This window comes from Cupriavidus sp. SHE (genome assembly GCF_000812445.1).
Lineage (GTDB): Bacteria > Pseudomonadota > Gammaproteobacteria > Burkholderiales > Burkholderiaceae > Cupriavidus > Cupriavidus metallidurans.
This window is the reverse complement of record NZ_JWMB01000101.1, coordinates 1-1,446: the sequence shown is the minus strand read 5'-3', so window position 1 is coordinate 1,446 and position 1,446 is coordinate 1. Positions and strand designations below refer to the sequence as shown.

Annotated in this window: 2 protein-coding genes; both read left to right on the top strand. The window is 59.4% G+C overall.

Annotated features, from left to right (window positions below):
• On the top strand, positions 1-972 hold a 972-nt coding region (locus tag RN01_RS31460), incomplete at its 5' end, for a copper resistance protein B (RefSeq protein WP_052261207.1).
• 43 nt (positions 973-1,015) lie between these two features.
• Positions 1,016-1,402, top strand: a complete 387-nt coding sequence (copC, locus tag RN01_RS31455) for a copper homeostasis periplasmic binding protein CopC (protein WP_008652096.1) — start codon at positions 1,016-1,018, stop codon at positions 1,400-1,402.
• Positions 1,403-1,446 lie beyond the last annotated feature (44 nt).

Genomic DNA, 1,446 nt, shown 5'->3' with positions numbered 1-1,446 from the left:
ATGCAGGGCATGGACCACAGCAAGATGCAGGGCATGGACCAGGGCTCGATGCAGGGCATGGACCACAGCAAGATGCAAGGCATGGACCAGGGCTCAATGCAGGGCATGGACCACAGCAAGATGCAAGGCATGGACCAGGGCTCAATGCAGGGCATGGACCACAGCAAAATGCAAGGCATGGACCAGGGCTCAATGCAGGGCATGGATCATGGCGCCATGCAGATGCAGGGTGGAAGCGCTCCGCCGGACGCCAGAGATCCAGATGCTTATTCCGACGGCGCAAAGCTCGGCGTCGGCCAATACGCGATTGGCCCCAGCCGGTCGCTGCATATGGCGGACGAACATATCTTCGCGTCCGTTCTCGTTGATCGCCTTGAATGGACCAAAGGCAACGAAAGCAATGCGGCATCCTACGAAGCGCAGGCGTGGATTGGGAATGCGTTCAACAAGTTCGTGATCAAGGCAGAAGGCGAGGTGGAAAAGGGCAAGGTTCCCGAAGCCCGCACCGAACTGTTGTGGGGACACGCCATTGCCACGTATTGGGACACCCAACTGGGTGTCCGGAACGACGCCGGCTATGGGCGCCCTGCACGCAACTGGCTTGCGTTCGGTGTGCAAGGGTTGGCGCCTTACTGGTTCGAAGTCGAGGCAACCGGCTATGTCGGCACCGAGGGACGAACCGCGCTGCGCCTTTCCGGTGAGTATGATTTGCTGCTGACCCAGAGGCTGATCTTGCAGCCCAGGTTGGAAGCCAGCCTGTACGGCAAGAACGACCCCGAAATCGGTATCGGCAGTGGCCTTTCCAGCGGCGCTGTCGGAGTGCGATTGCGCTATGAATTTAGCCGGCAGTTTGCGCCGTACATCGGTATCGAACGCTCGCAAAGCTTTGGCAATACCGCAAACATGGTCCGAGCCTCCGGCGGTCGCAGCGGCGAGACGCGCTTCGTCGCGGGTATTCGCATGTGGTTCTGATCGTCTTTATCCTTTCTCACCCCACCAGCAATTGGAGTTTTTCATGCAAGCATCACGCCTCACTATTCGTGCGACCCTCGCGGCTGCCGCATTGCTCGTCAGCTCCGTGGCCTTTGCGCACCCGAAGCTGCTCACATCGACACCCGCTGACAAGGCGGAAGTCGCCGCTCCCCAAAAGATCGAACTGAAGTTCTCGGAGAATCTTTCGACGCAGTTCTCAGGCGCAAATCTGCTGATGACCGGCATGCCGGGCATGGCTGACCACTCGCCGATGAAGATCGCAGCAAAGGTCGCCGGCGGCGACGATCCCAAGACCATGGTGGTCACGCCTACGCAGCCGCTCAGCCCCGGCAACTATCGTGTGGAATGGCGCGCTGTGTCGTCCGACACCCATCCGATCAACGGCAATATCACCTTCACCGTCAAGTAAGCTGCAATGGACTGGGCAACTGTCGCAGTGCGTTTCGCACTCTA